This is a genomic window from Desulfovibrio sp., assembly GCF_014803725.1.
Classification (GTDB): Bacteria; Desulfobacterota; Desulfovibrionia; order Desulfovibrionales; family Desulfovibrionaceae; genus Desulfovibrio.
Window position 1 is genome coordinate 59,207 of sequence record NZ_JAAVBE010000020.1, and the last position, 26,420, is coordinate 85,626.

The window sequence follows — 26,420 nt, forward strand, 5'->3', positions numbered from 1 at the left end:
ATGGCCGGCAGCGGGCGCCAGCACAAGGAGCCCCCATGGACGACCGTTCGCGCGAACTCTATGAAGCGGCCTTGGCCCTCATCCCCGGCGGCGTCAACAGCCCTGTCCGGGCCTGCCGCAATGTGGAAAGCCTGCCCCTGTTCATCGCCGAGGCCCACGGCGCGCACCTCAAGGACGCGGACGGGCGGGTCTATGTGGATTTCGTGCTCTCCTGGGGGCCCATGATCCTCGGCCATGACGAGCCTTCCGTGACGGCGGCGCTCCGGGAGGCCGTGGGCCGCGGCACCAGCTTCGGCGCGCCCTGCCCGGACGAGGTGAAGCTCGCGCAAGAAGTGGTCGCGGCCATGCCGGGCCTTGAAATGGTGCGCATGGTCAATTCCGGCACCGAGGCCACCATGAGCGCCTTGCGCCTCGCCCGCGCGGTCACGGGCCGGGACAAGGTGGTCAAGTTCATCGGCTGCTACCACGGCCATGCAGACCCCTTCCTCGCCGCCGCGGGCTCGGGCGTGGCCACGCTGTCCATACCCGGCACGCCGGGCGTGCCCAGGGCCGTGGTGGAAGAGACCCTGCTCGTGCCCTATAACGACCTTGAAGCCGCCACCGCCTGCTTCCAGAAGCACGGCGAGCACATCGCGGCTGTCATCGTGGAGCCGGTGGCCGCCAACATGGGCCTCGTGCTGCCGCTGCCCGGCTTCCTCGAGGGCTTGCGCCAGCTCACCGAAGAATACAGAAGCCTGCTCATCTTCGACGAGGTGATCACCGGCTTCCGCCTGGCCTATGGCGGAGCGCAGGAGCGCTTCGGCATCGACCCGGACCTCACCTGCTTCGGCAAGATCATCGGCGGCGGCCTGCCGGTGGGCGCTTTCGGGGGCAAGCGCCGCTACATGGAGCGCGTGGCCCCGGCGGGGGATGTCTACCAGGCGGGCACGCTCTCGGGCAATCCGCTGGCCATGGCGGCCGGCCTCGCCACGCTCACGCGCCTCAAGACCGAGGACTACGCCGGCCTTGAGAAGCGCACCGCGGCCTTCGCCAGGGAGCTCGCCGACATCCTCCGCGCCAAGGGTGTCGCCGTGCAGATGCCGACCATCGCCTCCATGTTCTGCCCCTTCTTCAGCGAGACGCCGGTAGCCAATTTCGAGCAGTCCAAGAAGTGCGACCAGAAGCTCTTTACGGCCTTTTACAAGCAGATGCGGGCCGCGGGCATCTATCTCGCGCCCTCGGGCTTTGAGACGGGCATGGTCTCTTTCGCGCATACCAAGGACGACTTCGACCGCGCGCTGGAAGCGGCCAAGGCGGTGAAATTCCCGGCCTGAGCCCGGTGCGGCATCCTTCGGTACGGGCGGGCGGCCGCAGGAGCGTGCGGCCCCCTGTACGGCGCGAGGCTGGCGAGCCGGCGGCCGCCCTCGTCTGCTGGGCCCTGAGCCTCCCGGGCCTCGCCACCGGCCGGCGCCTTGCGGCCCGCCTCGCGGAACAGCCCTGGGAGGCGCCCGAAGGCGGAACCGTGGCTGAGTGCCGCCTCTTCGCTCCGGCGCGCCTCTGCGCCCTTGACCGGGAAAGCGGGGAAGCCGCAGCCCTCCCCTTCGCGCGCTTCGCCGACGCGCTGGCGCGGGATTTTCGCAAATACCGCGGCCATATCGTTCTCGGCGCGGCGGGCATCGCCGTGCGGGCGCTGGCGCCGCTTTTGCGCCACAAGAGCGTGGACGCGCCCGTGGTGGTGCTGGACGCGGCCGGCCGCTATGCGGTGAGCCTGCTCTCGGGCCACTGGGGCGGCGGCAACGGCCTCGCCCGGCATGTGGCGCGCCTGCTCGGCGGGGAGGCGGTCATCACCACGGCCTCGGACGCCGTTTCGGACGGGCCGCCGGCACTGGACGAGCTCGCCCGCGCCGCATCCTTACGCATCCTCGACTGGGACAAGCTCCCGCGCGTGGCCGCGGCGCTGCTGGAGGGCGAGCCGGTGCCCCTCTCCGACCCGCTTTCCTGCCTTCCCGGGGCTCAGGAACCCCGCTTCCGGCGCGGGGCCGAAACGGCGTGCGGAGACATCCCCCTCGTACGCATCCACTGGAAGCGCATGCCGGCCGGCCCGGACGTGCTGCGCATGGCCGCGCCGCTGCTGCATGCGGGCGTGGGCTGCCGCAAAGGCGTGGACGCGGCGGCCATCGAGAGCGCCGTGCGCGAGACCCTGGCAGGGCACGGGCTGGAAGTGGCGGCCTTGGCGAGCCTCGCCACGGTGGCGGAAAAAGCGGAAGAGCCGGGCCTTGCGGAAGCCGCGCGCCGTCTCGGCGTGCCCATGCTGGCGTACCCCGCGCAGGATCTCGCAGCCGTGCCCGTGCCGCACCCGTCGGAAGCCGCCGGGGCGCGCTTCGGGCTTGCGCCATTCAGCGTTTGCGAAGCGGCTGCCCTGCTGGCCGCGCAGGAAGCACGGCCCGCCGCGAACGCCATTCTGCTGGCGCCCAAGACGGTCTTTCAGGGCCGTGTCACCGTGGCTGTCGCTGTTTGCATGACGGGATGAATCCCCGAAAGCGGCCTTCCTTAATACCGGCTGGGGCGAAGCGACAGACGGGGGCTGGTGCCGGAAGAATCCTAAAAAATAAGATTTTCAGGTTTCGGCAAGGAAGATAAAAATTTTCGACGGGAGTGTACTTAAGTACTCGACCGAGAAAATTTTTCTCTGGCGCAGCCGAAACCTAAGCGCTAGCCGTTGGCGAGCTTGCGAGCCTTACGGATAGCGACAGCGGCTGCGTTGATTGGCTGTAGGGTAACTAATTGCTGTCTCCATCCGTAGCTTCCTTCGTCGCAACGGCTGGAGCAAGGCTGTTTTTGACGGATAATTTCAGCATTAACAGGACGGCCCGAACCTGCTTCGCCCGCCACCCCCAAGCAACAAAAACAAGGAGAACACCCATGACCGCCACCCCCGCCGCATCTCCCGCGCCGCTCACCGCCGTGGGCATCGGCCCCGGGGACACCGGGCTGCTCACCCCCGAGGCCCGCGCCGCGCTGGCGGCGGCATCCTGCGTGGCCGGCTACGGGCTTTATCTCGACCTGCTCCCGCCGGAACTCCTTGCCGGCAAGCGGCTCCTCAGCTCAGGCATGCGCCAGGAGCGCGAACGCTGCGCCGCCGCCGTGGACGCGGCCGTCGCCGGGGCGCCCACCGCCCTTGTCAGCTCCGGCGACGCGGGCATCTACGCCATGGCCGGCCTTGCGCTGGAAATACTGGAAGAACGCGGCCTGCTTGCGGCGGTGCCCTTTTGCGTGGTGCCCGGCGTGCCCGCGCTCTGCGCGGCCGCGGCGCTCCTCGGCGCGCCGCTGACCCATGATTTCGCCTGCATCAGCCTGAGCGACCTGCTCACCCCGCTCGAGCGCATCCGGGCGCGGCTTGAGGCCGCGCTGGCGGCGGATTTCGTCTGCGTCATCTACAATCCCCGCTCGCACGGTCGGCCCGATTATCTCGGCATGGCTTTCGACATGGCCCGGGCCCTGCGCGAGCCCGCATGCCCGGTGGGCATGGTGCGCAAGGCGTACCGCCCCGGGCAGGAGGTCAGGCTCACAACGCTCGCCGAAGCCGACCCCACATGGGCCGACATGCTGACTCTCGTCATCATCGGCAATTCCGAGAGCCGCCTGGCCGGCCCGTACATGCTCACGCCGCGCGGCTACGGCCGCAAGCCCGTGAAAACGGCTTGAATTTTTCGCCCGCAGGCGTAGCTTCCGGGGCATGGAAAAGAAGAAGATTTTTCTCCTCGCGCTGGGGCACATGTCCTGCGATGTCAATTCCGGCGCGCTGCCTGCGGCGCTCCCCTACCTGCGCTCGGCCTACGGGCTCGACTACCAGGCCACGGGCGGCCTCATGCTCGCCTATTCCTGCCTGTCGTCCATCATCCAGCCGGTGTTCGGGCTGCTCGCCGACAAGCTCTCCAAGCCGTGGTTTTTGCCCGTGGGCGTGGCGCTGGCCGGCTGCGGCATCGCCTGCATGGGCTTTCTCTCGAGCTACTGGGCCATTTTCACGGCCATCGCCATCAGCGGCGTGGGCGCGGCCCTGTTCCACCCCGAAGGCGCGCGCCATGCCAACCGCGTTTCGGGCGAGAGCAAGGGCATCGGGCTCAGCATCTTTTCCATCGGCGGCAATACCGGCTTCATCCTCGGGCCGCTGCTGGTCGCGGCCTTTGTGGGCGGCTTCGGCATGAAGGGCATGGGCGTTTTCGGCGTGCTCGGGCTTGTGATGGCGGCGGTGCTGTTCCTTGCCATCACGCGCCTCGGGCGCGCGGCGACCAAGGGGCCACAAAAAAGCCCGGCCGAGGCCCCGGCGGGCGGCCCCAAACCGGTCAACAACTGGCACGAGTTTTCGCGGCTCACCGTGGTCATCGTTGCCCGCTCCACGGTGTTCGTGGGCTGCAACGCCTTCATCCCGCTCTACTGGGTGAACGTGTTTGGGCAGTCCAAGGCCGCGGGCGCCGTGGCGCTCGTGATTTTCTGCTCCTGCGGGGTGGCCTGCAACATCATGGGCGGCATGCTCTCCGACCGCATCGGCTGCGTGCCGGTCATCCGCCTCGCCTTCTCGGTGATGCCCTTCGCCGTGCTCGCCTTCAGCCTCGCGCCCTCGGTGGCCTGGGCTTATGCCTGCCTGCCGCTGCTCGGCTTCGTGCTCTATGCGCCCTTCAGCTCGCAGGTGGTACTCGGCCAGCGGCTGCTCGCGCGCAATATCGGCTTCGCCTCGGGCGTGACCCTGGGCCTCGCCACCAGCCTCGGCGGCGTGGCCCAGCCCGTCCTCGGCTGGGTGGCCGACATGGCGGGGCTGCCCGTGGCCATCCGGGTGCTGGCCGGCGTGGCGGCCCTGGGCGCAACCTTCTCCTACCTGCTCTCGCGCGGGCCGGAATCGCGGCCCGAACCGCGCGGGGCGTGAGGGGCGCCGCTCACAACGATAACAGCAGCATATAGACGGGGATGGTCACGGCGCAGGCGAGCGTGGACAGCGAGACCATGAGCGAGCCGAACTCCGGGTCGGTATTGTAGTAACCGCTCAGGATGGCCACCTGCATGAGCACGGGGAGCGACGCCTGCATGACGAAGACCTTGCCCATGAGCGGCGGCAGGCCGAACAGCGGCAAGAGCACCCAGACCAAAAGCGGGCTCACCGCCATGCGGCCCGTGAGCGCCAGCGCCATGTCGCGCGTGACGCGCAAATGGCGCAGGTCCATCTCGTGCAGGGTCACGCCGATATAGATGAGGGCCAGCGGCGTGGTGAGGCTGCCCACGAGGCGCGCGGCCTCCAGCAAAAAGCCCGGCAGCTCCACATGCAAAAGCGCCAGCGAGATGCCGGCGATAAAGCCGAACACCGGCGCGGAAACGAGCGCCTTGCGCCGCCTTGCGCCCGGGTGCCCGTCGGCCTCCGGCAGCGGGGCCGCGGCGCCGGGCGCGCGCTCGTCCCTGCTGATGGCGTAGTTGCCCACTGTCCAGAAAAAGGACGTGCTCGCAAAATAGTAGAGGAGCACATAGGGCACGGCCTCCTCGCCGAAGAGCGCCATGTTGACCGGGATGCCGATGAAGATGGTGTTCGGGTTGGAGACGCAGGCGCAGAAGAGCCCGAAGTGCCGGCGCTCCACGCCCGCGGCGCGGCCCACCGCATAGGCGAGCGCGTACATGAGCACCATGGCGAGGAGCGGCAAAAGCGTGCCCTGGAGCATGTGCCAGAGATCCTCGCGGCCGAAGGAGCGCAAAATGGTGCACATGAGGAAGGGCGGGAGCGCCACATTGGTCACGAGCCGGGGCAGCAGGCCGCGCACCGCCGGCGGGAACCAGCCGCGCCCGGCAAGCACATAGCCCACGCCCACCACGAGCAAAAGGCTCAGCACGCCCCCGAATGCCTGCAACAAGACCATGCCCTGTTGTAGCGGCTTTTGCCCCGCCGGTAAACCCGGCTTGCGGGGCGCCGTTACTTCCTGTAGAGAGCTTGCCATATCCACGCAGCAGCGCAGGCTCCTTGCGCGGGCCGCTGCGGAGGCCGCATGAAACGAGTCCTTCTCTGTATCCTGGGCGTCCTCGTCCTCGGCGTCGGCGGGGCCGCGTTCTATGTCACCCACATGGATGCGGACTTCATCGTCCGGCGCATCGCCGAAGCCACGGAAAAGGCCACCGGTTCGCCGCTGGAGCTCAAGGAGACGCCGCATATCTCCCTGCTGCCGCCGGGGCTGCGCTTCGGCGCGGCCCGCTGGAGCGGCGAGCTCGACGGGAATGCCGTGACGGTCTCGCTTGCGGGGGGGATGGCGCGTCTTGAGCTGGAACCGCTCTTGTCGGGCGCTCTCGTCATCAGCGAGCTCAGGCTCGACCGGCCCGAGGCGGATATCCGCCTGGCCGCGCCCGCCGCCGGCGATGCGGAAAACGGGCCGGCGCAAGCCCCGGGCGCCAGCGACACGAAGGAACGCAAGGCCCCGGACGACGCGCTGCCCTTTGAGCTCGGGCGCCTCACCGTGAGCCAGGGCGCCCTGCATCTTGTGGACGGCAGCCGCGACATCCGCGTCTCGGGCTTCAACCTTGCGCTGGAAAACCTGCGCCGGCGCGAGGAAGCCGGCCTCCAGGGCGACATGGTAGTGGCGGTAGCGGAGAGCGGGGCAGCCGCCGGGAACAACAAGACCGGCAAGGATGCCGCGGCAACCGCGCCTCTCCTGGAGGGCAATCTCGCCTTCAAGGGCCAGCTCCGCTATTACGCGCCCAACCTGACCTTCCGCCAGGTCTCCGTGGCCTTTACGCCGCTTGAAGGCCTCATCCCGCGCGAGCTGGCGCCGCTGCAACTGACCTGCGAGGGCGCGCTCGACCTCGCCGCGCTCCGGCTGAGCGTGGCCGAGGCGCGGCTCACCGCCCCACAGGGCCGCCTGGAGCTCAAGGGCGAGGGATGGCTTGCGCCGCCGGCCTTCAAGGGCGATGTCACGCTCACCGGCTCCGCCGGCAAACTGGGGGCGCTTGCCGGCGCGAGTCTGCCCAAGGGCGTGGGGGGCGCTGGTGACGTGGTGGAGCTGCGCGCCACCCTCGACTGGTCGGGGAAAAAGGGCATCGTGGACGCCCGGCTCCAACTGGGCGACGCCGGCAAGGCCACACCCCAGGCCCTGCTGACCTTCAAGGGCAACGCGAACCTCGAGCCCCTGACCGTGGCCGGCGACATGGCGCTCACCGGCTCGGCGCGCAGGCTGGCGGCGCTCGGGGGCTTCGCGCTCCCCAAGGGCGCGGCCGATACCGTGGATGTCCGCAGCCGGCTGGCCTATGCCCCTCCGGCCCTGCGGCTCGGGGGCCTCGACGCAAGGGCGGCCGGCCTCACCCTCGCGGGCGACCTCACCGTGGGCCTGCCCATGGCCGCGCAGACGCCTCTCTCGCTCGGCGGCAAGCTGCGCGTGGGGCCGGTGACGCTCGACCCGTGGCTCTCGGCCGAAAAGGCCACCCCGGCGGCGGAAAGCCCGGCGCCCGCGGTCCAGGGCAGCCCCAAGGCCGAGCCCAAGGGCGGCCGCCCAAGCGCCGCGAGCTCCCTGCCCACAGTCGACCTGAGCCTCGCCGTGGCCGAACTGCGCTACGGGGGCTTTGGCCTGAGCGACATCGCGGCCCATATCACGGGCCAGCGCGGCCGTTACACCGTGGGGGGCTTCTCCGCCAGCCTCCGCAGCGGCGGTTCGCTCAAGGGCACGGCCACGGCCGACCTTCCGGCTTCGGCGTACAGCGTCGATGCGAGCGGGGCCGCCATAAATATCGGCGCGCTCTGCGCCGCCGCCGGCAAGGCGGGGCTGGCCTCGGGGAGCGCCGGCTTCACGGCGCGGCTCAGGGCCGCGGGCGCGGGCGCTCCGGCCCTTTTGTCCAGCCTCAGCGGCGACGGAAAGCTCGAGGCGCGCGACCTCTCCGCACCTGCCCTGCGCGAGGCCGCCGAAAAACTGCGCGCCCTGCCCATGCTCAAGATAGGCATCCCCGACCGCGTTACCACGCTGAGCGCGCCCTTCACGGTCAGCAGGGGCGAAATCACGGCCAAGCCCGTGACAGCCACGGCACAGGGCATCACCCTGCGGGGCGAGGCGCGCGCGAGCCTTGCGCGTGAATATCTCGAGGGTTCGGCCACGGTGAGCGCCGCCGGCCTCAACATCCCCCTCAATTTCAAGGGGCCCTTCGACGCCGTGGCCGTGAGCGTTGACCCGAAGTTCACCCTGGATGTGGGCAAGAGGGTCATCCCCCAACTCCTCAACAACCAGAACCAGCGCGGGACGGCACCGGCCGGGCAGACAAGGGGCGGGAACGTCCGCGACGACCTCGGCCGGGCGGGCGAGCTTCTGCGCGGCGTTTTCGGAAGATGAAGGGGAGGTGACGGCGGCAGCGGCAGCGTCGCCGGCGCCCTAAAGTTTCGCCCCATTCCGCCGTTGAGCTGGACAGCGGAATAGTATACAGTCCTGTCTGCGGGCATGTGCCCGCTATCGGAGAAGCACGCGGAGCGCCCCCGGGCATGGGGGCGGCCGCACAGGCGGTACGGCATGTATCTGCTCATAGGCCTCATCGTTGTCGGAGTCTCCGTGGGCGTGGGTTACACCATGTCCCACGGCGACTGGGGCGTGCTCTTCCAGCCGGCGGAATTCATCATCATCCTCGGCTGCGCCATGGGCGCGTTCTTCGGCAGCCAGACCAAGTACACCTTCGGGCTCATCCTGAAGAGCCTCAAGCACCTCTTCGCCGACCCCGGCTCGAGCAAGGCCCGCTACCTCGAGACGCTGGCGCTGCTCTACGCGCTCTTTTCCAAGATGCACCGCGAGGGCGTCATCAGCATCGAAGGCGACGTGGAAAAACCCGAATCGAGCCCCATTTTCAGCAAGTATCCCAATATCTCCAAGGATTCCACCCTCGTCCACTTCATCGGCGACACCCTGCGCGTCTACCTGACCACGGGCGACCCGGCCGACATCGACAGCCTCATGGACATGGACATGGAGACCATGCGCGAGGAGGGTATGCTGCCCGCGCACCTCGTGACGCACATGGCCGAGTCCCTGCCGGGCATGGGCATCGTGGCCTGCGTGCTCGGCGTTGTCGTCACCATGGGCATGATCAACGAGCCGCCGGACGTGCTCGGCCACCACATCGGCGCGGCCCTCGTGGGCACCTTCTTCGGCATCCTCTGCTGCTACGGCCTCTTCGGGCCCATGGGCTCCAAGCTCGAGAACTACGTCGCCGAAGAGCATTTTTACTTCAACGCGGTGAAGGAGGCTCTCGCGGCCGCCATCCGCGGCTCCACGCCGCTCATCGCCGTGGAGTACGGGCGCCGGGCCATCCCCTACCCGTTCCGGCCCACCTTCCCGGAGATGGAAGAAAAGCTCAAGAGCAACTAGGCCCGGCAGGCATCTTGCATATCATTATCCATTCCCGCGTACCCAGTATGCGGGAATGGCGTTTTCGGGCCAACACGGCCCCGCACCCCAAGGAGGCACTATGAGCGGCGCATGGAAAGTGGCCTACGCCGACTTCGTCACGGCCATGATGGCCTTTTTTCTCCTGCTCTGGATCCTGAACATGGTGCCGCCGGAGACGCGCGCGGGCCTCGCCGCCTATTTCAGCGGCGAGCGCAACTTCGACTCCAGCGCCACCTCGCCCGTTTCCAACAATCCCTTCATCCAGAATACGGACAAGATCGACACGCGCGACCTCAAGATCAGCGAGGTGGAGAAATCCCACTACGCCATCGCCCAGAAGCTCAAGCAGATGCTCATGGCCGACGCGGTGCCGCAGAACGCCTCGGGCATCAGCGCCGACGACGTGGGCGTGCAGTTGCGCGTCAATTCGGACATCATGTTCAAGCCCGGCGAGGTGGCCCTCCAGCCCGAGGGCATCAAGGTTTTGGGCGATGTTCTCGACATCATGAAAGAATACAACCTCTACCTCGTGGTGCGCGGCCATGCCGACGGCAGCGAGGCCCGGCCGCCCTATGACTCGCCCTGGGAGCTTTCCGGCGCGCGCGCCGCGGCCGTGCTGCGCTATCTCGCGGACCACGGCGTCAAGCCCACGCGCCTGCGCGGCGTGGCCTACGGCGAAACGCGGCCGCTCAAGCCCGGCATCTCGGAGGAAAGCCGCGCCGTGAATCGCCGCGTGGAGTTCTTCTTCCACCGGCCCGAGGTCATGTCCTACAGCGTGGTGTACTGAGCCGCATGGCCAAGGCCCGCGTGCGCGCCGACCAGCTCGCCTTTGAGCAGGGCCTGGCCGAAAGCCGGGAAAAGGCGCGCAGCCTCATCATGGCCGGGCGCATCGTGCTCGCGCCGCCAGAGGGTTCGGCGCCGGGGCTCCAGCCCGTGCCGGTCCCCAAGCCGGGCCACGGTTATCCCGAGGGCACGCGCCTCGCGCTCCTTCCCGGCGAGCGTTATGTGAGCCGCGGCGCCTTCAAGCTGCTCACCCTGCTGGACAATTTCCATCTTGATGTGACGGGCCTGACCTGCGTGGACGCCGGCGCCTCCACCGGCGGCTTCACTGATTGCCTGCTCCAGCGCGGCGCCGCCCGCGTCTATGCCGTGGACGTGGGCCGCGCCCAGCTGCACGAGCGCTTGCGCGCCGACCCCCGCGTGGTCAATCTCGAAGGCGTGAACCTGCGCTACGCCGAGCCGGGCCTTATCCCCGAGCCGGTTGACCTGCTCACGGGCGACGTGTCCTTTATCTCGCTCACCCTCATCTTACCCCCCTGCATGGCCTGGCTCAGACCCGGGGGCCTCGCGGCCCTGCTCATCAAGCCGCAGTTCGAGCTCGGCCCCGGCGAGACCGTGCGCGGCGTGGTGCGCGACGAGGCGGCGCGAAAGCGCGCTGTGGAGAAGATCGTCAATTTCTGCACCGGGGAGCTCGGCCTTGAAGCCAGGGGCGTCCTTCCCGCGGCCATCAAGGGGCCCAAGGGTAACCAGGAATATATGGCGCTCTTCCGCCGCGCGGAGTAAGGCGCCCAAGAGAAATCGGCTGGAAATGACAAAACGCCTGCCCCGGGGGGGCAGGCGTTTTTCGTTGCGTTGGCGGCCGCATCGGCGCGGCGGCATTTTTTTCGCGGCCTAGTTGGCCGGGGCGGCAGGCTTTTCCGCCGGGGCCGGGGGAACCACGGCCGGGGCGGGCGCGGCTTCCGGCGCGCCCTCGGGGGCCATACCGGAAAGCGCGCTTTCGGGCACGGGCTTGAACTCCACCTTATGCTTGTTCACTTCCGCGATGATGGCCGCGGTCACGTCCGCGCCGGGCTTGAAGGAGGCCACGGCCTCGGCCCCGAGGATCATGTCAAAACCCTGGGCCTCGCGGTAGCTGTTGACCACGCGCTGCACGCTGTCAAAGAGCAGGTTGACCACGTTCTGCTGCTCGGCCTGCATCCGCTGCTGCGAGGCGGCATAGACGCGCTGGAGCTCCTGCATGGCCGCCTCGTCCTTGGGGTTCTTTTCGAGGCGGTCCTGGATGGCGTCGAGCTGTTCCTGCATGCCGGCCTGCTGGGCCTCGAGGAATTTCACGCCTTCCTTGCCGGGCTCGCTGTCGCGCATGACCCGGCCCATGTCCACAATGGCGATTTTCGGCTGGGCGACCTGGCTTTCCTGCTGCTGGCAGCCCGTGAGTACAAAGAGGCCCACGAGAAGGGGCGCGATGATTCGGCTGGTGCGCATGGTGTGATGACTCCTTTAAAGAAAGTAGACGAGTCCCATAGACCATTTTTTACACTTTTTCAAGAAAATTCCCGGGCGCGAGACCCGGCGACCTTTGCGCGCAGCCCGCAAGCCCCGTTGGCACCGGTCGCCGCGGCAACATGTCCGAAACCTCTCCCGCTTTTACCTTTTCAGCTTTTCGCAAAAACAACAGTGATCCCGCCCTCTTATTCCCCTGCAAAAGCGCGGGGAGGACTTGACGCNAAGCCCCTNTCCNCCGTATANNNGGGGAATCCATNTTCACGCGGAAGGGGCCGTTNCGGGTTTGCGCCGGGGGCCTCCTTNNCGCGCAANNCCGGGCCGGGCATGCGATCNCTGAAAATCCTGCGCGCGCACAAGAANGAAGTGGTCGANTCCTGGGTGGAGGCGGTCTTCGCCACCTACCCNCTNGAGACCACGGGCTTNNTGCGCACCGNNAGCGACCCCTTCACCAATCCCGTGGCGCACATGACGCGCGAGGCCGCGGGCGTGCTCTTNGACGCCGTGGCCGGGGAGGATGTGGANGCNGCCANGGTGCGCGCCTCGCTNGACCGCTTNGTCAAGCTGCGCGCCGTGCAGAAGTTCGCCCCCAGCCAGAGCCTTGCGGTCTTCTATCTCATGAAGCCCATCCTCCGCGAAAAGGTCATGCCNGANATGCGCCTCAAGGGGCGNCTNGAGGACTANCTNGANGCGGAATCGCGCCTCGACACNCTGGCGCTNCTCGCCTTCGACATCTATGCCGAAGCNCGNGAGACCGTGGCCGAGTCGCGCATCANNGANATCAAGAACCAGCACGCCCAGCTNGCCCGCTGGGCGCAGCGCCTTGAAAACGGGCCCNANNNGGCGGANGCCGCGGGCCCNGNGAGCCNGGANAAGGCCCCCAGGGACCACGCGGNCCCTGGNCAGAACCCCAGCCAAGCGAGGTAGGGAATGTTTGCATCGTTGGTCCTCGTGCTGCTCATCGCGGCCATCGCCTGGATCGGAGCGAGCGTGGGGCTCGCGCCGCTCTTCGGCGTGGTGCTGCCGTATGCGGCGGTGCTCGTCTTCATCGGCGGCATGATCTGGCGCATGGCGTACTGGGCGAAATCCCCGGTGCCCTTCTGCATCCCCACCACGGGCGGCCAGGAGCAGTCGCTCGACTTCATCAAGCAGGCCAAGATCGACTGCCCCAGCACCACCTGGGGCGTGGTCAAGCGCATGTTNACCGAGGTCTTNCTCTTCCGCTCGCTCTTCCGCAACACCAGCGCGGAAATCGTGGAAAACGACCCCGTGAACAAGGGCCCNCGGCTCATCTACTATTCCTCCCTGTGGCTCTGGGCCTTCGCGCTCATCTTCCACTATTCGGTGCTNGTCATCTTCATCCGCCATTTCCGCTTCTTCATGGAGCCNGTGCCCNNNCCCATCACCTGGGTGGAGACCATCGACGGCATCATGCAGGTGGGTNNGCCCGCGCTTTTACTGGACGGGNGGCCTCGCGCTGGTGGCCCTGCTCTTCCTTTTGGCGCGCCGCGTGTGGAACTACCGCCTGCGCTATATCTCGCTCGCCAACGACTATTTCCCGCTCTGGCTCCTGCTCGGCATCGTCTGTAGCGGCCTGTGCCTGCGCTATTTCGACAAGACCGAGATCTCGCAGGTGAAGATCTACCTCATGGGCCTCACGCACTTTGCGCCGGTCTCGGCCGCGGGCATCAACGGGCTCTTCTTCGTGCACCTGACGCTCGTCTGCGTGTTGCTCATGTACTTCCCCTTCTCCAAGCTCGCGCACATGCCCGGCGTGTTCTTCAGCCCCACGCGCAACATGGCCAACAATTCGCGGCGCATCCGGCACATCAATCCCTGGAACCCGCCCAAGCAGTACTTCACCTATCCCGAATACGAGGACGCCTACCGCGACGCCATGGCCGAGGCGGGGCTTCCCCTGGAAAAGCAACCCGAAAAGGCTGCCGAGTAAGGAGGCACCACGATGGCAAAACTCCCCACGCCGCAAATGCTCGTCGCCAGCCGCCCGGCCTTTCCGGACAAGGACTGGTTCGACACCAAGCCGGACTTCATCCCCGGCAGCTACTGCTATCCGGCCAAGATGGAGACCATGGAGCTCCTGCACATGCCGCACCCGCATGAGTGGGACCCCACGGCCGAAAACTGGAACCTCCCCGAAGACTGGGAAAAGATCCTCTGCGACGCCTTCGCCGACAGGCTCGAGAAGCACCGCTCGCTCAAGCTCTTCATGGACATCTGCGTGCGCTGCGGCGCCTGCGCGGACAAGTGCCACTTCTTCCTCGGCACCAANGACCCCAAGAACATGCCCGTGCTGCGCGCCGAGCTTCTNCGCTCCCTCTACCGGCGCGACCACACCATGCTCGGCAAGCTNCTCGGCAAGCGCGTGGGCGCGCGCGGCTGGGACATGCACGTGGTGAAGGAGCTCTTCTACTACGCCTACCAGTGCACGGAATGCCGCCGCTGCTCGCTCTTCTGCCCCTACGGCATCGACACCGCGGAAATCACCATGATCGTGCGCGANCTGCTGCACGAGGTGGGCCTGGGNCTGCACTGGATCATGGACCCGGTGAAGAACTGCAGCTTCACGGGCAACCACCTGGGCATCCAGCCGCATTCCTATGTGGAGATCGTGGAGATGCTCGCCGACGACTGCGAGACCGTCACCGGCATCCGCCCGAAGACGCCCTTCAACAAGAAGAACGCCGAGATCCTCTTCATCACGCCCTCGGGCGACGTGTTCGCGGAGCCGGGCATCTACACCTTCATGGGCTACCTGCTCCTCTTCCACGAGCTNGACCTCGACTACACCTTCTCCACCTACGCCTCGGAAGGCGGCAACTTCGGCTCCTTCGTCTCCTTCAACATGGCGAAGAAGCTCAACGCCAAGATGTACGCCGAGGCCGAGCGCCTCAACGTCAAGTGGCTCCTGGGCGGCGAGTGCGGCCACATGTGGCGCGTCATCAACCAGTACATGGACACCTACAACGGCCCGGCCCCGGCCAACATGGAAGTGCCGGTCTCGCCCATCACGGGCACGGTGTTCGACGTGGCCAAATCCACCAAGATGATCCACATCGCCGAGTTCACGGCGGACCTCATCCGCCACAACAAGCTCAAGCTCGACCCGCGCAGGAACGCCAACCTCGTGACCACCTGGCACGACTCCTGTAACCCGGCGCGCGGCATGGGCCTGCTGGACGAGCCCCGCTATGTGCTGAAGCACGTCTGCGACAACTTCGTGGAAATGCCCGAGAACACCATCCGCGAGCAGACCTTCTGCTGCGGCGCGGGCTCGGGCCTGAACACGGAAGAAATCATGGAGCTGCGGATGCGCTCCGGCATGCCGCGCGGCAACGCCCTGCGCTATGTGCAGCAGAAATACGGCGTCAACCACATGGCCTGCGTCTGCGCCATCGACCGCGCCACCCTGCCGCCGCTCGCCGACTACTGGGCCCCGGGCTGCACCATCAGCGGCCTGCACGAGCTTGTGGGCAATGCCCTTGTCATGAAGGGCGAAGCCAAGCGCACCATGAACCTGCGCCAGGAAGACCTGCCCGAGGAGGCCCTGGACGAGGAAGCTCCGGCGGACGGCAACGCCGAAAGCCAGGGGGAGGGCCGATAAATGTATAACGCCAAAGCTGTCATCATTGGCATCGTCATCTTTGTGGCGNTCTTCAGCTCGCCCTTCTGGACGAGCTGGATCGGCCAGGACTACACCAAGACCGGCGTTGTCCTGCCCGCGGGCGAAAAGCANTGNATCGAAGACACGGAATTCATGCGCGCCCAGCACATGCGCCTGCTCGACGAATGGCGCGACCAGGCCCTGCGCGAGGAAAACCGCGTCTATGAGTCCGCGCTCAACGGCAAGAAATGGGTCATCAGCCTTCAGAACACCTGTCTGAAGTGCCATTCCAACTACNCGGAATTCTGCGAAAAGTGCCATGTGGCCAACAGCGTCTATCCCTACTGCTGGACTTGCCACATCATTCCCACGGAGGGCAAGCGATGAAGACGAGCAGAAGAAAGTTCCTCAAGGTGGCGGGGCTTTCGGCCTTTGCCCTTGCCGGCGGGATGACGGCGCTTGCGGGCGAGGCGACNGCCCAGGTGGCCCCGGGCAAATATGTCAAGCGCGAGGGCATGCTCCANGCGAAACGCTGGGCCATGGTCATCGACACGCGCCGCTTCAGGACCGAGGCCGACTATGCGCCGCTCATCNCGGCCTGCACCAAGGCGCACAATATCCCCGACATTCCGGGCGACCGCAACGTCAAGTGGATCTGGACGGACAGCTTTGACCACGTCTTCCCGGACGACATGAACAACCACCTGAACACGGCGGTGCGCGACAAGCCCTACATGCTTCTGTGCAACCACTGCACCAATCCGCCCTGTGTGCGCGTGTGCCCCACGCAGGCCACCTACAAGATGGAAGACGGCATCGTCGCCATGGACTACCACCGCTGCATCGGCTGCCGTTTCTGCATGGCCGGCTGCCCCTACGGCGCGCGCTCCTTCAACTTCATCGACCCGCGNCTGCACCTGCCGGACCCGGTGCCCAACCCGGCCTTCCCCACGCGCATGATCGGCGTGGTGGANAAGTGCAACTTCTGCGTGGAGCGGCTCAATGAAGGCAAGCTCCCGGCCTGTGTGGAAGCCTCGGACGGGCGCCTGCTCTTCGGCGACCTGGAAGACCCGGNTTCTTCGGTGCGCAAGGCCCTTGCCGCCAATTACAGCATCCGCCGCAAGCCGAGCCTCGGCACCCAGCCCGGCGTCTACTACCTCGTGTAAGGAGATAAGCCATGCTTGAAAAACTCCTCACCGGTCCCAGGTGCTACTATGTGTGGCTGCTCTTCCTCTGCTGCATCATNGCGCTCTGCGGNATCGTCTANCTNGACCAGCTCTTCAACGGCCTCGGCATCACGGGCATGAACCGCGATGTCTCGTGGGGCCTCTACATCTCGCAGTTCACCTACTTCGTGGGCGTGGCCGCCTCGGCGGTGATGCTCGTGCTGCCGGCCTATTTCCACCACTACAAGAAGTTCAAGCGCATGATCATCTTCGGCGAGTTCATGGCCGTGGCCGCCGTCATCATGTGCGCGCTCTTCATCGTGGTGGACCTNGGGCAGCCGCAGCGCATGCTCAACGTCATGCTCTATCCCACGCCCAATTCGGTCATGTTCTANGACATGATCGTGCTCTGCGGCTACCTCGGCCTGAACATCGTCATCGGCTGGGTCACGCTGGANGCCGAGCTCAAGGACACGGACCCGCCCAAGTGGGTGAAGCCGCTCATCTACATCTCCATCCTCTGGGCCTTCTCCATCCACACGGTCACGGCCTTCCTNTACGCCGGCATCCCCGGCCGCCACTACTGGCTCACGGCCATCATGGCGGCGCGCTTCCTCTCCTCGGCGTTCTGCTCCGGTCCCGCCATCCTGCTGCTCCTNCTCTTCGTGGTGCGCAGGCTCACCGGCTTCGACCCCGGCAAGGACGCCATCANGACNCTNGCCACCATCATCGTCTACGCCATGTGCGTCAACGTGTTCTTCTACCTGCTCGAGCTGTTCACCGCCTTCTACAGCAACATCCCCGGCCACATGGAGCCCATCATGTTCCTGTTCTCCGGGCATGGCGGCCACCTCGCGTGGGTGAGCTACTGGATGTGGGCCGCGGTCATCATGGCCTTCGGCTCNCTCGCCATCCTCATCCCGCCGCAGCTGCGCACGAGCCGCCTCCTGCCGCTCGCGCTCATCATGCTNGTGGCGGCCAGCTGGATCGACAAGGGCCTCGGCCTGCTCATCGGCGGCTTCACGCCCAACATGTTCGAGGCCTTCACGCCCTATATGCCCACCTTCAAGGAGTGCGCNGTGGCGCTGGGCGTCTATGCCGTGGGCGCGCTNGTGCTCTCCCTGCTCTGGAAGATCGCCCTCNNCGTCAAGCGCGAGGCCGGNCACTTCGGCGACTAGNCGCGNCGCTGTGCCNNNCCGNATCNAGGGGAGNCCNGNNGGGCTCCCCTTTTTTGCGCCNNGCNNTCCGCNGCAACANGGCGGCATGCTTGACTTCCNNGNCTGCGTNCCCCGATACTNGNGGCAGTACCNGGCGGCAGCGACNTCTTNCTGCCGCCCTGCCNAAGGAGTTCCGCATGCANCAGGCGCTCAAGGATGCCGTTTCCCTCTGCAAGACNCTGCTCCGCAACGGGTATGACGCCCATGTGATCAACGCCCCCCTNCAGGAGCACCTNNTNGCCGNNCGCAAGCCGGGNCAGNCNGACCTGCCNGCNGTNGACATCGCCTGCGAGGCCACGGGCGANACNCTGGNGCGGCTCTTNCCCAAGNTNAACCTNGAGGAGGGCAAGCGNGCCGTGGGCGAGCTCACNGAAAANGGNGTNCTCTTCCGCTTCTANCCGCTGGAGGCNGCNNACGCGAGCCACCCCGAGCTCTCGCTTTTGCGCGTCACGCCNTCCATGGCNGCGCAGCTCAACCCGCGCGAGCGCCTNCAGCTCNGGCTCACCGGCTTCGGCAGCCCCATCCCCACGGNCGACCAGTACGAGGGCTTCGCCGACCTGAAAGGCGGCGGCATCCGCCTGGTGGGCCTGCCGGACGAGACCCTCCGCCACAACTACCTGCTCGCCGTGCGCGCCCTGCGCTTTGCCGCCAATTTCGACGCGCCCATCGAGCCCAACACCTGGATGGCCATCGTGCGCGCCTCGGTGCGCGTCAATGACTACGTTCCCGCGCGCGACATCATGGAGGAGTGGCGCAAGGTGGCCGCCGAGTCCATGTACCGCTTCGTGCGCCTGCTCTATGACGCCCACATCCTCCAGGGGCTCATCCCCGAGGTGGCGGCCCTCGACTGCGTGCCCCAGTCCAACGACAAGGGCGATACCGAGGGGAATGTCTTCGAGCACACGCTCAAGTGCATGAAATATTACCCCGAGGAAGGCTTCCACTACGACTGGCTCGGCACCATGGCCATGCTCTTCCACGACGTGGGCAAGCTGTTCACCGCCGAGTATTTCGACGGCCGCTGGACCTATTACCAGCACCACCGCGTGGGCGCCAAGGTGGTGCGCAAGATCCTTAGGCGGCTGCATTTCGCCCAGGAGGACGCCGACCTCATCTGCCACCTGGTCGAGCACCACATGCGCTTCCACTTCATGATGACCGACCGGGGCATCCGCCGCTTCAAGGCCGTGGGCGAGACGCCGCGCCTCATCGCCATGGCGCGCGCCGATTTGCAGGCGCAGGAGGACAGCTTCACCTCGTTCAACCACAACATGAAGTATCTGGATCGCGCCGAAACGCCCGAGCAGATGCTGGAGCCGCTGCTCAACGGCAACGAGATCATGGAAGAGACACAGCTCTCGCCCGGGCGGCTCGTGGGCCTCATCCGCGACGCCCTGCTCCAGGCGCAGATCGCCGGCGAAGTGACGGACAGGGAGAGCGCCCTCGCCTTTGTGCGCCAGTACGCGGCCAATGCGGCCGCTGAATAGCCGCCACCGCGACCCGGCGCTGGAACGCGCCCTCCCCGGCGCCGCCCTGATGCTGGAGGCCTGCGCCCTTGTGGACGCCAGCGTGGACGCGGCCATGGCCGCCGCGCGCGGGGCCGGGCGGCGCTGGGCCTGCGGCCCGGGCTGCGACACCTGCTGCCGGCAGCCCATCCCGGTGACGCCGCTGGAACTTCTCGTCATGCGCGCCCAGATGCGCTTCCGGCTCGCGCCGGGCATCCGCGCCCGGCTGGAGGCGCAGCACGCGGAGCAGTGCGCCGCCGAGCCGGACCCACTGCGCCGGCCCTGCCCGTACCTCCTCGACGGCGCCTGTGCCGTCTATGCGGTGCGGCCCTTGGCCTGCCGCCGCTATCTCGTGCTTGACCAGCCCTGCGCGCCAGGCGAGATTTGCACGGAAAGCCGCCCCGAGGACATGCTCATCCCCGCGCGCAAGGCCCTGCATGCGGCGCTTGCCCTGACCTTTCCCTGGTATGGCGCCCGCTGGCGGGACTTGGGGCTCACCGAGCCGCCCGACGCCAGTCCGGAGAGCGCCGCCGCGCAGGCGTGGCTCGCCTCGGTCACGGTGCCCCTCCAGCGCCTTGTGTGGAACTGAAGCCCGGCCCGCGGGCAAAGGAGACCATCATGCTCACCGTCGTCTACGGCCATCCCTATGACAAGAGTTTCAACGCCGCCATCAAGGACGCCGTGCTCGCCGCCCTCGCCAAGGAAGGGCCGGAATGGTCGCTCATCGACCTCTACGCGGACGGCTTTGACCCGGCCGTGCGCGCTCCCGAGCTCGCCCTCTATTCGCAGGGCCGCACCTCGGACGCCCTGGCGCAAAAATACATGGACATCCTCGCCCGCACGGACACGATCCTCTACATCTTCCCGGTCTGGTGGGGCACGGAGCCGGCCATCGTCAAGGGCTTCCACGACAAGGTGCTCCTGAAGGGCTTTGCCTGGACCTCTTCCCCCGAGGGGCGGCTTGTGCCGAAACTCAACATCCGGCGCACCGTCCTCTTCACCACGTCAGAGGCGCCCACGGCCACTTTTTCGGCCTATTTCACCGGCTATCTGCCTGAACATGTGTTCGCGGCCGTGGGCATGCAGGGCGCCGCCTGGCACAATTTCGACAACATCCCGCGCTCCACTCCCGAAGAGCGCGCGGCCTTCCTGAAGCTCGCGGCGCGGGAGGCCTCGGCGCTGATAAAATAACGGCCGGAGTGTACAGGCGCCCCGCCTTGGGCTATCCTCGCCGCATGCGGCAGGGCACGGCACAGGGCGCTTCCGGGAGCGCGAGCGACGGCGACATTGGCGCCGAGGCCCGCGGCGCGTGGATCACGGCGCACTGCGCGGGCAGAGCGTGGCGCCTCGAGCGCGCGGCCAACCTCGAAGAGCTGTGGGACGCCATGACCGAGGCGGGCGCCGCCTTCGAGGACGAGCGCATCCCCTACTGGACGGAACTCTGGCCCTCGAGCCTTGTGCTCGCCGAGTGGCTGGCCCTGCGACGTGCGGACATCACCGGCCGCCCCTGCCTTGACCTTGGCTGCGGGCTCGGGCTCACGGCCCTGGTCGGCCAGTGGCTCGGCGCCCGGGTGCTCGCCATGGACTATGAAGAGGTGGCGCTCGGATTCGCCCGCCGCAACGCCGTCACCAACGGCGTGCCCCAGCCATTGTGGACGCTCATGGACTGGCGCCGGCCGGCACTTGCCCGCGGCGCCTTCGCGCGCATCTGGGGCGGGGACATCATGTATGAAAAACGCTTCGTGGCGCCGGTGCTCCGGCTGCTCGCCCATGCGCTGGCGCCCGGCGGCGCGGCCTGGGTGGCCGAGCCGGGGCGCACGGTCTATGAGGCCTTCCGCCACGCCCTGACCGCCGAGGCGTGGACGGCCCGGCGCGTGCACTCAGCCGCCGTGGCTTCGCCGGACGGGCAGGGGCGCCCCACCGTGACCATTTGGGAACTCACGCGGCCCGCACGGCCCTGACGCGCCAAGGAGAGAGCCCATGGGAAAGCTCACACGCTTCGGCGTTTCGCTGGATGAAGACCTGCTCGCCGCCTTTGACGGGCTTTGCGCCCGCAAGAGCTACGGCAACCGCTCCGAGGCCCTGCGCGACCTCATCCGCCGCGCACTGGGCGAAGAGGAATGGCGCACGCCCGAGGGGCAGGCCGCCGGCACGCTGACCCTGGTGTATGACCACCACAAGCATGACCTCGCCAGGCGGCTCATGCGCCTCCAGCATGAAGATCATGATGTCATCGTGGCCGCCACCCATGTGCACCTTGACCACGACAACTGCCTCGAGGTGCTGGTGCTGAGGGGCGAGGCAGGGCGCGTGCAGGCCATGGCCGACAGGCTCATCTCCTGTCGCGGCGTGCGCCACGGCGTCTTCACCCCAGCTCCCCTCGGCCCGGAACTGGCGTGAGATGGGGCGATGTAGCGGTTCGGCAGAGTGAGTGGTTAGCCTGCTATGCAATGCCGAAATTATCCGTCAAAAACAGCCTTGCTTCAGCCGTTGCGACGCAGGAAGCTACGGATGGAGACAGCAGCAAGTTACCGCAAAAGTCAATCAACGATGCCGCTGTCGCTATCCGTAAGCAGGCAAAGCCTGCTAACGGCTACCGCTTCGACGCTTGCTGCGTCAGAGAAAAATTTTCTTGGTCGAGTACTTGAGTACACTCCCTGCGAAAATTTTTATCTTCCTTGCAAGCGCCGAAAAATCTTATTTTTTAGGATTCTTCCGGCACTAGCCCCCGTCTGTCGCTTCGCTCCAGACGGATTTAAGGAATTTCTCTCAACGACATTCTTAACGTAACATTTCCTGAAGGATTGCTTGATGGAAGATGTGCAGAACCGGGCGCCCGAGGTGGCGCTGGACATCGACCGCGTGGGCGTGCGCGGCCTGCGTCTGCCCCTGCGCGTTCGGGACAGGGCCGGCGGCAGCCAGACCACCGTCGCCAGCGCCGATCTTGGGGTGGAACTGCCCTCGGCCCGCAAGGGCACGCACATGAGCCGCCTCGTGGAGGCGCTGGAGGACTGGGACGAGGGGCTGGACCGCCACTCCGTGGAGCGTCTGCTCGAGAGCGTGCGTCGGCGGCTCGACGCACGCCGGGCCTGGGTGCGCTTCGCCTTCCCCTATTTCGTGCGCAAGAACGCGCCCGCGCGCGGCGACGCGGCCCCGCTGGCCTATGACTGCGCCGTGACCAGCGAGCTCGACGACAGCGGGCAGGTCTTTATCCTCGACCTCGCCGTGCCGGTCATGACCGTGTGCCCCTGCTCCAAGGCCATCAGCCGCGAGGGCGCCCACAGCCAGCGCGCGCTCGTGCGCATCCGGGCGCGCATCTCCGGCTTTGTGTGGCTTGAGGAGCTCATCGAGCTCGCCGAGGCCGCCGGCTCCTCGGCGGTGTACACCCTGCTCAAGCGCGAAGACGAAAAATTCGTCACCGAGCAGGCCTTCGCGCGGCCGGCCTTTGTGGAGGATGTCGTCCGCGCCACGGCGAGCGCCCTGGAGGGGCACCCGCGCGTCACCGGCTTCACCGTGGAGGTGGAGAGCATGGAATCCATCCACAACCACAACGCCTTCGCGCGCATCGAGCGCGACCCCGGGCCATAAAAAGGCTGCCCGAAAGACCGGGCAGCCCTCACAGGCGCAGGCGCCCCCGCAAGAGGCGCCGACGCTCAAGCCATGGTCGCCGGCGCTATCTTGGCATAGCCCTTCCAGGCGAAGAGCGCCCTTTCGCTATCATCGGCGAGCACGCGCTTCACGTCGCAGATGTAGAAATTGTGGTCGCCCACGTCCACGAACTCGCGCAAGGAGCAATGAATGGCGACCACGCTGTGCACCGGGATCTCGATGTCCGTGCCGGGAACAGACATGAGCTCAATGCCGAAGCGCCTGGCCTTGTCTATGTCGCGGCCGGTGGTGCTGCCGCATTCCATCACATGCCGCGCCAGCGGCTCGCCGGGGATGACGAGGATGACTTCCTTGTTCTTGCGGGTCATTTCGCCGCTGTAGGAGGGCTTCATCATGGCGAAGCCGATGGTGGCCGGCTCAAGCCCGAGATAGGTCCACCAGGAGACCGTACCGAGATTGGTGACGGCCGCCGGCGTGCGCGTGCAGATGAGCGACACGGGATTGGGCGAGGTGTGTTTTGCCGCTTCCAGCAGTTCGATTTCCTTCATGGCTCCCTCCTGTGGTAGTGAAATACAAATATTTTATTGAACGCTAAAATAAAATCAACCAATTCCAGACCCACGTGCCTTCGTCCAACTCTTGCGCATGGCCCGCTCACAGCGCCACGCGCTTGTGGGGGCAGACGCCGCATCTGTACGTCGCCCTGGCACCTCAAGCAGGCACAAAAAAGGCTGCCCGCACAGGACGGGCAGCCAGAAATACCGTGAGCGATCTTTGCGGCGCCGTGCGGCCTAGAGGCCGCCGGCAATCTGCAGACGCATGGTAGCCTTCTGCAGGGCGATGAGCGCCCGGACTTCGTCCAGGTCTTCCTCGTGGCGGGCAAGGCGTTCCTCGGCGCGCTGCTTGGCGGCCATGGCGCGGGCGGTGTCGATGTCGCTGGCGTGCTCGGCCGATTCGGCGAGCACGCTGCACATATTGTTGTTCACGTCCACAAAGCCGCCGGAGATGAANATCTCCTCGTCCTTGCCNTCCACGCGGTAGCGCAGGCTGCCGATCTTGAGGGCNGAAAGCAGGGANACNTGGTGCGGCAGCACGCCGAACTCGCCCTCNACGCCGGGGCAGATGACCATTTCCGCATCCGTGTTGATCACGGTCTTGTCGGGGGTGACGACTTCCAGTCGCAATGTAGCCATGACTGCTCCTCAAAGGCTGGCGGCGAAACTCGTGCGCGGCCGCCGGAATGGCGCGGCGGCGAGAGGGCGCGCCCGCCCGGCANTCCGGGCAGGCGCGCAAGGCGATTAAGCCTTGACCTCTTCCTTTTCTTTGTCCTTTTCCTTGCCCTTTTCCTTCTCTTCGGCGGCCTTGCGGGCTTCGTACTTGGCGACGGCCTGGCTGATGTCGCCCACCATGTAGAAGTCGCTCTCGGCAAGGTAGTCATACTTGCCGTCAAGGATGCCCTTGAAGCCCTCGATGGTGTCCTCGAGCTTCACATACTGGCCGGGCATGCCGGTGAAGGTCTCGGCCACATGGAAGGGCTGGGAGAGGAAGCGCTGGATGCGGCGCGCGCGCGCCACGGTGAGCTTGTCCTCGTCCGAGAGCTCGTCCATGCCGAGGATGGCGATGATGTCCTGGAGTTCCTTGTACTTCTGGAGCACCTGCTGCACGCGCCGGGCNACCTCATAGTGCTCCTGGCCGACCACGTTGGGGTCGAGGATGCGCGAGGTGGAGTCCAGCGGGTCCACGGCGGGATAGATGCCGAGCTCGGCGATCTGGCGCGAGAGCACGAGGGTGCCGTCCAGATGCGAGAAGGTGGTCGCCGGGGCCGGGTCGGTCAGGTCGTCGGCGGGCACATAGACGGCCTGCACCGAGGTGATGGAGCCCTCGTTGGTGGAGGTGATGCGCTCCTGCAGGGCGCCCAGGTCCGTGCCGAGGGTGGGCTGGTAGCCCACGGCCGAGGGCATGCGCCCGAGCAGGGCCGACACTTCCGAACCCGCCTGGGTGAAGCGGAAGATGTTGTCGATGAAGAGCAGCACGTCCTGATGCTCCTCGTCGCGGAAGTATTCCGCGATGGCGAGGGCGGTCAGGGCCACGCGGGCGCGGGCTCCCGGGGGCTCGTTCATCTGGCCGTAGACGAGCGTGGCGCGCTCGAGNACGCCGGCCTCCTTCAGCTCGTTATAGAGGTCGTTGCCCTCGCGGGTGCGCTCGCCCACGCCGGCGAAGACCGAGGTGCCGCCGTGCTGCTTGGCGATNTTGTTGATCATCTCCATGAGGATGACCGTCTTGCCCACGCCGGCGCCGCCGAAGAGGCCCATCTTGCCGCCCTTGGGGAAGGGCACGAGCAGGTCCACGACCTTGATGCCCGTCTCNAGAAGCTCGACCTTGGTGTTCAGGTCNGTGAACTTGGGCGGCTCGCGGTGGATGGGATAGTATTTTTCCGCCTCAACGGGNCCGAGGCCGTCCACCGGGCGGCCGATGACGTTGAGGATGCGGCCCACGGAGGGCTTGCCCACGGGNACCATGATGGGCTTGCCGGTATCCACCACTTCCATGCCGCGCACAAGGCCCTCGGTGGCGTCCATGGCGATGGTGCGCACCACGTTGTCGCCGAGGTGCTGGGCCACTTCGCAGACAAGGTCGGGCGCGTCCTTGTTGTTGGGGTTCTTGATCTCGAGGGCGGTCAGGATCTCGGGCAGCTGGCCGTCGGGAAATTCCACGTCNACCACGGCGCCGATGACCTGGGTGATCTTGCCGGTGTTCTTGCTCATGTTCGCTCCTTAGCCCTTGAGCGCTTCCGCGCCGCCGACGATGTCGATGAGTTCGCTCGTGATGGAGGCCTGCCGGGTCTTGTTGTAGAGCAGTGTCAGGGTATTGATGAGCTCGTCGCAGTTGCGCGTGGCNTTGTCCATGGCCGCCATGCGGGCCGCATGCTCGCTGGCCGCCGTGTCCAGAAGGCCGCTGTACACCTGCACCTTGACGTAGCGCGGCANAAGGTCCTCCAGGAGCTTGGCCTCGCTCGGCTCATAGACATATTCGCACATGGGGCCGGAATCCGGGTCGCTCTCCGCGGCGGGGGCCTTGAGCGGCAAAAGCCTGAGCGAGGCCGGGGGCTGCTTGGCCATGGAGACGAACTCGCCATAGACGAGCCACACCTCGTCGAGCTCCATGTCCTCGTACTTGTGGATGACCTCCGAGGCCACGGCGCTCGCCAGCGCAAAGTCCACCGAGCCCATGCTGTCGGCATAGGAGGTGCCCAGGGTGTAGCTGCTCTTGCGGATGGCGTCGCGGCCCTTGCGGCCCACGCAGAGGAAGCTCACGTCCATGCCTTGCTGCCTCGCCTCGCCGGCGAGCCTGAGCCCCTCGGCGATGATGGCCGCGTTGAAGCCGCCGCACAGGCCCCTGTCNGAGGTGACGAGGACGATGCAGCAGTGCTTCTTCTCCTCGTGCTCGGTGAGCAGGGGATGGCTCACGCCGTCCGCCTTGGCCGCNAGGGCGCCGATGACCTCGCGGTACTTGGAGGCATAGGGGCGGAAGCGCTCGATGCGGCTCTGGGCGCCGCGCAGCTTGGCCGAAGCCACCATGCCCATGGCCTTGGTGATCTGCTTGGTCTTGCCGACACCCACGATCTTCATTTTTACGTCTTTGAGCGATGGCATCCG

General features: G+C 66.7%; 24 protein-coding genes and 2 pseudogenes. 20 read left to right on the forward strand and 6 right to left on the reverse strand.

Features of this window, described 5'->3' with window-relative positions; genetic code table 11:
• The first annotated feature begins 35 nt into the window (after nucleotides 1-35).
• The 4 genes from hemL to HDR50_RS07270 all read left to right on the forward strand — a co-directional run bounded on the left by hemL (nucleotide 36) and on the right by HDR50_RS07270 (nucleotide 4,900).
• Nucleotides 36-1,313 (forward strand): glutamate-1-semialdehyde 2,1-aminomutase, encoded by a 1,278-nt coding sequence (gene hemL / locus HDR50_RS07255; RefSeq protein WP_291357329.1) that lies wholly within the window; start codon nucleotides 36-38, stop codon nucleotides 1,311-1,313.
• 44 nt (nucleotides 1,314-1,357) lie between these two features.
• Complete coding sequence (locus tag HDR50_RS07260) at nucleotides 1,358-2,509, forward strand: cobalamin biosynthesis protein (RefSeq protein ID WP_291357331.1); 1,152 nt, start codon at nucleotides 1,358-1,360, stop codon at nucleotides 2,507-2,509.
• A 392-nt stretch (nucleotides 2,510-2,901) separates the two neighbouring features.
• Nucleotides 2,902-3,684, forward strand: coding sequence for a precorrin-3B C(17)-methyltransferase (gene cobJ / locus HDR50_RS07265; RefSeq protein WP_291357333.1), 783 nt, complete (start codon nucleotides 2,902-2,904; stop codon nucleotides 3,682-3,684).
• 31 nt (nucleotides 3,685-3,715) lie between these two features.
• The gene (locus tag HDR50_RS07270) at nucleotides 3,716-4,900 is read left to right on the forward strand and encodes an MFS transporter (RefSeq protein WP_291357335.1); all 1,185 of its coding nucleotides are present in this window, start codon (nucleotides 3,716-3,718) and stop codon (nucleotides 4,898-4,900) included.
• Nucleotides 4,901-4,910: 10 nt separating this feature from the next.
• On the opposite strand, the gene HDR50_RS07275 is transcribed toward HDR50_RS07270, so the two are convergent.
• The gene (locus tag HDR50_RS07275) at nucleotides 4,911-5,876 is read right to left on the reverse strand and encodes an AEC family transporter (protein WP_291357337.1); all 966 of its coding nucleotides are present in this window, start codon (nucleotides 5,874-5,876) and stop codon (nucleotides 4,911-4,913) included.
• A gap of 126 nt (nucleotides 5,877-6,002) precedes the next feature.
• Here HDR50_RS07275 and HDR50_RS07280 point away from each other — a divergent pair, with 126 nt between their 5' ends.
• The 4 genes from HDR50_RS07280 to HDR50_RS07295 all read left to right on the forward strand — a co-directional run bounded on the left by HDR50_RS07280 (nucleotide 6,003) and on the right by HDR50_RS07295 (nucleotide 10,928).
• On the forward strand, nucleotides 6,003-8,321 hold the full coding sequence (locus tag HDR50_RS07280; RefSeq protein WP_291357338.1) for an AsmA-like C-terminal region-containing protein: 2,319 nt from the start codon (nucleotides 6,003-6,005) through the stop codon (nucleotides 8,319-8,321).
• Between the two features lie 174 nt (nucleotides 8,322-8,495).
• Nucleotides 8,496-9,344 (forward strand): flagellar motor stator protein MotA, encoded by an 849-nt coding sequence (gene motA / locus HDR50_RS07285; protein WP_165078739.1) that lies wholly within the window; start codon nucleotides 8,496-8,498, stop codon nucleotides 9,342-9,344.
• Nucleotides 9,345-9,399: 55 nt separating this feature from the next.
• Complete coding sequence (locus HDR50_RS07290; RefSeq protein WP_291357339.1) at nucleotides 9,400-10,152, forward strand: flagellar motor protein MotB; 753 nt, start codon at nucleotides 9,400-9,402, stop codon at nucleotides 10,150-10,152.
• Between the two features lie 5 nt (nucleotides 10,153-10,157).
• Nucleotides 10,158-10,928, forward strand: a complete 771-nt coding sequence (locus HDR50_RS07295; RefSeq protein ID WP_291357340.1) for a TlyA family RNA methyltransferase — start codon at nucleotides 10,158-10,160, stop codon at nucleotides 10,926-10,928.
• A gap of 108 nt (nucleotides 10,929-11,036) precedes the next feature.
• On the opposite strand, the gene HDR50_RS07300 is transcribed toward HDR50_RS07295, so the two are convergent.
• Complete coding sequence (locus tag HDR50_RS07300) at nucleotides 11,037-11,627, reverse strand: OmpH family outer membrane protein (RefSeq protein WP_291357341.1); 591 nt, start codon at nucleotides 11,625-11,627, stop codon at nucleotides 11,037-11,039.
• A 345-nt stretch (nucleotides 11,628-11,972) separates the two neighbouring features.
• On the opposite strand from HDR50_RS07300, the pseudogene HDR50_RS07305 reads away from it, so the two are divergent.
• The 12 genes and pseudogenes from HDR50_RS07305 to folE2 all read left to right on the forward strand — a co-directional run bounded on the left by HDR50_RS07305 (nucleotide 11,973) and on the right by folE2 (nucleotide 22,743).
• Nucleotides 11,973-12,572 (forward strand): annotated as a pseudogene (locus HDR50_RS07305) (RsbRD N-terminal domain-containing protein).
• Nucleotides 12,573-12,575: 3 nt separating this feature from the next.
• Nucleotides 12,576-13,596 (forward strand): annotated as a pseudogene (gene dsrM, locus HDR50_RS07310) (sulfate reduction electron transfer complex DsrMKJOP subunit DsrM).
• A gap of 12 nt (nucleotides 13,597-13,608) precedes the next feature.
• Nucleotides 13,609-15,267 carry a sulfate reduction electron transfer complex DsrMKJOP subunit DsrK gene (gene dsrK, locus HDR50_RS07315; protein WP_291357343.1) on the forward strand — a complete coding sequence of 553 codons (1,659 nt, stop codon included), beginning with the start codon at nucleotides 13,609-13,611 and terminating at the stop codon, nucleotides 15,265-15,267.
• Nucleotides 15,268-15,654, forward strand: a complete 387-nt coding sequence (gene dsrJ / locus HDR50_RS07320; RefSeq protein ID WP_291357345.1) for a sulfate reduction electron transfer complex DsrMKJOP subunit DsrJ — start codon at nucleotides 15,268-15,270, stop codon at nucleotides 15,652-15,654.
• Entirely contained in the window at nucleotides 15,651-16,433 is a 783-nt protein-coding gene (gene dsrO, locus HDR50_RS07325) for a sulfate reduction electron transfer complex DsrMKJOP subunit DsrO (RefSeq protein WP_291357347.1), read from the forward strand. The genes dsrJ and dsrO overlap by 4 nt, the downstream gene beginning before the upstream one ends.
• An 11-nt stretch (nucleotides 16,434-16,444) precedes the next feature.
• Complete coding sequence (dsrP, locus tag HDR50_RS07330) at nucleotides 16,445-17,611, forward strand: sulfate reduction electron transfer complex DsrMKJOP subunit DsrP (RefSeq protein ID WP_291357349.1); 1,167 nt, start codon at nucleotides 16,445-16,447, stop codon at nucleotides 17,609-17,611.
• Nucleotides 17,612-17,787: 176 nt separating this feature from the next.
• Nucleotides 17,788-19,137, forward strand: coding sequence for an HD domain-containing protein (locus HDR50_RS07335; RefSeq protein WP_291357351.1), 1,350 nt, complete (start codon nucleotides 17,788-17,790; stop codon nucleotides 19,135-19,137).
• Nucleotides 19,121-19,744, forward strand: coding sequence for a hypothetical protein (locus HDR50_RS07340; protein ID WP_291357353.1), 624 nt, complete (start codon nucleotides 19,121-19,123; stop codon nucleotides 19,742-19,744). The genes HDR50_RS07335 and HDR50_RS07340 overlap by 17 nt, the downstream gene beginning before the upstream one ends.
• 29 nt (nucleotides 19,745-19,773) lie before the next feature.
• Nucleotides 19,774-20,346, forward strand: a complete 573-nt coding sequence (locus HDR50_RS07345) for an NAD(P)H-dependent oxidoreductase (protein WP_291357355.1) — start codon at nucleotides 19,774-19,776, stop codon at nucleotides 20,344-20,346.
• Nucleotides 20,347-20,372: 26 nt separating this feature from the next.
• Nucleotides 20,373-21,116 carry a methyltransferase domain-containing protein gene (locus HDR50_RS07350; protein ID WP_291357357.1) on the forward strand — a complete coding sequence of 248 codons (744 nt, stop codon included), beginning with the start codon at nucleotides 20,373-20,375 and terminating at the stop codon, nucleotides 21,114-21,116.
• Between the two features lie 19 nt (nucleotides 21,117-21,135).
• Nucleotides 21,136-21,555, forward strand: a complete 420-nt coding sequence (gene nikR, locus HDR50_RS07355; protein WP_291357359.1) for a nickel-responsive transcriptional regulator NikR — start codon at nucleotides 21,136-21,138, stop codon at nucleotides 21,553-21,555.
• A gap of 411 nt (nucleotides 21,556-21,966) precedes the next feature.
• Nucleotides 21,967-22,743, forward strand: coding sequence for a GTP cyclohydrolase FolE2 (gene folE2, locus HDR50_RS07360; RefSeq protein WP_291357361.1), 777 nt, complete (start codon nucleotides 21,967-21,969; stop codon nucleotides 22,741-22,743).
• Nucleotides 22,744-22,808: 65 nt separating this feature from the next.
• Here folE2 and HDR50_RS07365 read toward each other — a convergent pair whose 3' ends face one another.
• The 4 genes from HDR50_RS07365 to HDR50_RS07380 all read right to left on the reverse strand — a co-directional run bounded on the left by HDR50_RS07365 (nucleotide 22,809) and on the right by HDR50_RS07380 (nucleotide 26,417).
• Nucleotides 22,809-23,312, reverse strand: coding sequence for a flavin reductase family protein (locus HDR50_RS07365; protein WP_291357363.1), 504 nt, complete (start codon nucleotides 23,310-23,312; stop codon nucleotides 22,809-22,811).
• Between the two features lie 243 nt (nucleotides 23,313-23,555).
• Entirely contained in the window at nucleotides 23,556-23,957 is a 402-nt protein-coding gene (locus HDR50_RS07370) for a F0F1 ATP synthase subunit epsilon (RefSeq protein WP_291357365.1), read from the reverse strand.
• 105 nt (nucleotides 23,958-24,062) lie between these two features.
• Nucleotides 24,063-25,529 (reverse strand): F0F1 ATP synthase subunit beta, encoded by a 1,467-nt coding sequence (atpD, locus tag HDR50_RS07375; protein WP_291357367.1) that lies wholly within the window; start codon nucleotides 25,527-25,529, stop codon nucleotides 24,063-24,065.
• 9 nt (nucleotides 25,530-25,538) lie between these two features.
• Nucleotides 25,539-26,417 carry a F0F1 ATP synthase subunit gamma gene (locus tag HDR50_RS07380; RefSeq protein WP_291357369.1) on the reverse strand — a complete coding sequence of 293 codons (879 nt, stop codon included), beginning with the start codon at nucleotides 26,415-26,417 and terminating at the stop codon, nucleotides 25,539-25,541.
• Between the last annotated feature and the right edge of the window lie 3 nt (nucleotides 26,418-26,420).